This window comes from Okeania sp., assembly GCF_983059655.1.
This window is the reverse complement of sequence record NZ_CEZPJD010000710.1, coordinates 1-4,145: the sequence shown is the minus strand read 5'-3', so window position 1 is coordinate 4,145 and position 4,145 is coordinate 1. Positions and strand designations below refer to the sequence as shown.

Annotated in this window: 5 protein-coding genes; 4 read left to right on the top strand and 1 reads right to left on the bottom strand. The window is 40.6% G+C overall.

From position 1 onward, the window contains the following. The first annotated feature begins 184 nt into the window (after positions 1-184). Entirely contained in the window at positions 185-328 is a 144-nt protein-coding gene (locus tag AC3DU7_RS27085; RefSeq protein ID WP_488042369.1) for a hypothetical protein, read from the top strand. 35 nt (positions 329-363) lie between these two features. After that, complete coding sequence (locus AC3DU7_RS27080; protein WP_488042368.1) at positions 364-1,038, top strand: Uma2 family endonuclease; 675 nt, start codon at positions 364-366, stop codon at positions 1,036-1,038. 256 nt (positions 1,039-1,294) lie between these two features. Here the strand turns inward: AC3DU7_RS27080 and AC3DU7_RS27075 are convergent, their stop codons facing one another. After that, a complete protein-coding gene (locus AC3DU7_RS27075) occupies positions 1,295-1,711 on the bottom strand; it encodes a hypothetical protein (RefSeq protein ID WP_488042367.1) in 417 nt (138 codons plus the stop codon). Between the two features lie 293 nt (positions 1,712-2,004). On the opposite strand from AC3DU7_RS27075, the gene AC3DU7_RS27070 reads away from it, so the two are divergent. Together AC3DU7_RS27070 and AC3DU7_RS27065 are read left to right on the top strand one after the other, a co-directional pair. Next, a complete protein-coding gene (locus AC3DU7_RS27070; RefSeq protein ID WP_488042366.1) occupies positions 2,005-3,810 on the top strand; it encodes a S8 family peptidase in 1,806 nt (601 codons plus the stop codon). After that, entirely contained in the window at positions 3,807-4,031 is a 225-nt protein-coding gene (locus AC3DU7_RS27065) for a hypothetical protein (RefSeq protein ID WP_488042365.1), read from the top strand. Before AC3DU7_RS27070 ends, AC3DU7_RS27065 begins: the two co-directional genes overlap by 4 nt. Positions 4,032-4,145 lie beyond the last annotated feature (114 nt).

Sequence of the window (4,145 nt, the reverse complement as noted above, 5' to 3'; positions counted from 1 at the left end):
ACGCGGGGTCTGACCGCTGTTGCCAGATGAGCTGTTGCCTGCGCACAGCGCTATATAGATGTGCGTTGCAAATGTAGCTGGAAAATTAAATATGGCCTGGGCTCTAGAACTCTGCTGTGGAAAATTACCCTAATCCCTATTAGGGATTGAAACCTAACATCCAATACTCTTAATTGTTGGTCATTTGGAGTGGAAACTTACCCTAATCCCTATTCGGGATGGTGATGATGTTGCGATCGTTACCCCCGACGCTATCATCACTCTACCAAGACAAATTTTTCAAGCCTACATAACCGACTGGTTGGACGCATTAATAGAAATAGCTTAAAATATACTCAGATATTTACTTTTTTCAATTGTCTCATGTCTACTGTGCAAAAAACTGTTGAAAAATTAGAGACTTCCCAAACAATTGCTGAAGATGTTATCTTTCCCCCAAGCGATCTATATAGTAACGAACCTCCCGTGGAAACTGAACTGCACCTACGACAAATTATATTATTGCTAACTTGTTTAGAATGGCTGTGGCGCGACCGCAACGACTTCTATGCAGCGGGTAATCTTACAATTTATTATAGTCCTAGCCAAAGCAAATCCAAAGATTTCCGAGGCCCTGATTTTTTTGTAGTTTTAGGAACAGAACAGAAAAGCCGTAAAAGTTGGGTAGTTTGGGAGGAGAAAGGAAAATATCCGAATGTCATTGTTGAAATTATCTCGAAAAAAACGGCTGATACAGATAAAGGTTTAAAAAAGAAAATCTATCAAGATACTTTTCGTACACCCGACTACTTCTGGTTCGATCCTTACACTCTAGAGTTGTCTGGATTTCACCTTGTTGATGGAATGTATCAAGCCATAGAACCCAATGAAAAAGGGTATTTATGGAGCCAGCAATTAAAATTATATTTGGGGATAGAACAAGAAAAACTTCGCTTTTTTACTCCTGAAGAAAAGTTGGTAAACACGCCAGAAGAACGAGCAGAAAAATTGGCAGCAAAATTAAGAGAATTAAATATCGATCCAGATACGATTGATTGAACTGATTAAGTACGACTTTTTCCCATAGCAAATGCTATCGGAAAATGCTCAATAACAAAAACAGTGGGAGCATCTTGCCCCCCCTACCAGATATTCCCGATCGCAGTTTTTCTAATCTCCCCCTATTAAACTTTTACCGAGCGGTCGAGGGATGGATGGATTTCCTAACCATATCCAATCGACCAAGAGAAGAAATAATATCTCTTTATCTTCAATTCCGTAGCGGTTTTAACCAGAGGTAATTATCAATTATCCATTAATGAACCCTATCCCTCCAAATAGAATCTAAATATCTATACCAATTAATCGCTAAATCAATATCTGTAAACGGAACTTGAATATTTTTAGACTCAGAAAAAATAAACTCCAAAACTACTTTACCCTGACTTACTGGGTTTTCTATATCCATAGGTTTATTGTTAACCAATAATTGTAGCGATCGCACATCCTGCAAAGAAAAAGTCTGCAAATTTATCGGGCCACTGCGCGTTGGTTTTCCCCAAGTTATACTTTCACCATTCTGACCCAATACTGCATAAATATCATATTTGGCTTTCTCAAAAGGTTCTGCCCAAGCACGATAAGCTTCCAGCTTTTGATACTCATTCCAGCCTGCCCAAGCTAACCAGATAAACACACCTAATAGGGGCAACCATAACAAACCTCTTTCCATTTTAGCTTTTAGATTTTCTAATTAAACAGCGAGCAAATATCATATAACAAGGACTTACGCAAAATATCAAATCATACATCATCTTTAGGAGTCAACGGCCGTTGATTCTTACTATTTTTCATTCTACTAGGGCATTTAGGCTAGAATTTGAGCATCTAAGTGGGGGCAGGCATCCTGCCTGTCCCATTCTGCCTGTCCCGAAAATATCAGGAACGGGGGCAAGATGCCCATTCCACAAAACTATTTAAGCTAAAGTAGTAAAAAAGTCCTCAATATAGTGGATATCTCAACAAATGAAAAAATTTCTGTTTGTCTGCTTATTCTTAATTGGGCTTGGTTGGGCCTTATCTAATTTTACAGGATTGGCCAATACAGGAGTCTACGACTCAATTGTGTTAGACTTCCGTGAAGATATCGGACTTAGTAAAATTGTCGATGAAGTAAAGACAATCTCCGATGAATACCAAGTCACTCCTCGTCTAAATAGTGAATTTTCCTTATCAGATAATGTCTATATTGTCAAGGGCGATCGCCAACTGCTCAAAGAACTGAAAAGTTCTCTCAACAAATATACTGAATACATAGAACCCAACTATGTTTATAGCGCCAATGCCATCATCTTTGAAGGCGGGAACGGCGTTCCCAACGACCCCATGTATGGGAAACAATGGAATCTCCGCAGCATCAACGTGGAGGAAGCATGGAATGAAACAAAAGGCGACGGCGTAACAGTAGCGGTGATCGATACAGGAGTTACCAGAGTTCCCGACCTGCAAAAAACTAAATTCGTTGCTGGCTATGATTTTGTTAACGACAGGACTTTAGCCACTGACGATAATGGTCACGGCACCCACGTTGCAGGCACTGTTGCCCAATCCACCAATAACAGCTATGGTGTAGCAGGTATCGCTTATGAAGCCAGCATTATGCCCTTAAAAGTATTATCAGCTAGTGGTGGCGGTACAGTTTCCGATATTGCTGAATCTATCAAATTTGCTGCTGACAATGGTGCAGACATCATCAACATGAGTCTCGGTGGTGGCGGTGAAAGCCAAATAATGAAAGAAGCCATCAACTATGCTCATAGTAAAGGTGTAGTCATTATTGCTGCTGCGGGCAACTCCAGCCAAAATTCAGCAAGCTATCCTGCACGTTATCCTCATGTGATCGGCGTTTCTGCCACCGATCCAACTGGAGAAAAAGCTCCCTATTCTAACTTTGGTGCAGGAATTGATATTTCTGCTCCTGGTGGCTCCACCTCTGGTAAAAATGAAACTGGTGGTATTTTGCAAGAAACTATTAACCCAGAAAATAGCAAAAGTGTATTTGCTTCTTTCCAAGGTACTAGCATGGCATCTCCCCACGTTGCGGGTGTGGCAGCATTAATCAAAGCTAGTGGTATTGAAGACCCAGAGGAAATTGCCAACATTCTCAAAAAATCTGCCAGAGTTGTCAAGGAAGACCCACTCAATCATTTTGGTGCAGGTCAGTTAGATGCTGCAGCAGCAGTCAAGTTGGCAATAAGAGGTCAAATTACTTTCCGCGACTTCTTCCGGTGGTTGCATGATAATGGGTATCTCAGTCCTGGTTTCTGGCTTGATGGTGGTGCTGTGGCATTGTTACCGAAGGTGGCAATGGTCTTGGGGTCTTATATATTAGCTTGGTTTCTGCGGAATTATTTCCCTTTCAGTTGGAGTTTCCCTCTCCATACAGGATTAGTTGCTGGTAGCAGTGGGTTATTTTTCCTCCGTGGTTTCTATGTCTTTGACTTACCACAATGGCCGATGCGCGTTATGGGTAGTTCCCTACCTGAAGTTGGTGGAGCTATTCAAGGTAGTGGCATTTTGAATCCCATTTTTGCTAGTGTTTTGATTCCAGCATTATTAATTGTGTTGTTATTAGGAAATCAGCAATGGAAGTGGTTAGCGATCGGTACTACTATTGGTGTTGCTAGCTGTTTGGCTGTGAGTGCAGTTGTCGATCCAGCAGTTTGGGGATTAGGCTCTGGTTTTATTGCTCAAATTTTCCTAGTTGTGAATGCCTTTTTATGCTTAGGTTTAGCACGTTTGGCAATTAGAACAGAGGAAAAATTAGCATGAGTAGTATTACAGTAACTGGTACTGTAGAAAAGAAAGGATTTGGTACTGGTACTTGGGCGTTAGTAACTGATAGTGAGACTTATGAGTTGAAGGATGCTCCGACTGAGTTATGTAAGTCTGACCAGAAGGCAAGCGTTACAGGTACGATCCGAGATGATGTGATGACTTTAGCAATGATCGGTCCAGTATTAGAAGTTGAATCTTTCGAGATATTGGAATAGTGAGTTATAGCAGGTTTCAAATTATTGAAGTACACCTGTTAATATTTGTACTTCATATACTTGCAATCTGCTGTATATTGTCACCTTAATGCTCTTTTTTGATATTAACAATAA

What these genes read in the sequence shown, in the direction of transcription:
- AC3DU7_RS27080 (WP_488042368.1), top strand. Translation starts at nt 364, where the DNA reads ATGTCTACTGTGCAAAAAACTGTTGAAAAATTAGAGACTTCCCAAACA.
- AC3DU7_RS27075 (WP_488042367.1), bottom strand. Translation starts at nt 1,711, where the DNA reads ATGGAAAGAGGTTTGTTATGGTTGCCCCTATTAGGTGTGTTTATCTGG.
- AC3DU7_RS27070 (WP_488042366.1), top strand. Translation starts at nt 2,005, where the DNA reads ATGAAAAAATTTCTGTTTGTCTGCTTATTCTTAATTGGGCTTGGTTGG.
- AC3DU7_RS27065 (WP_488042365.1), top strand. Translation starts at nt 3,807, where the DNA reads ATGAGTAGTATTACAGTAACTGGTACTGTAGAAAAGAAAGGATTTGGT.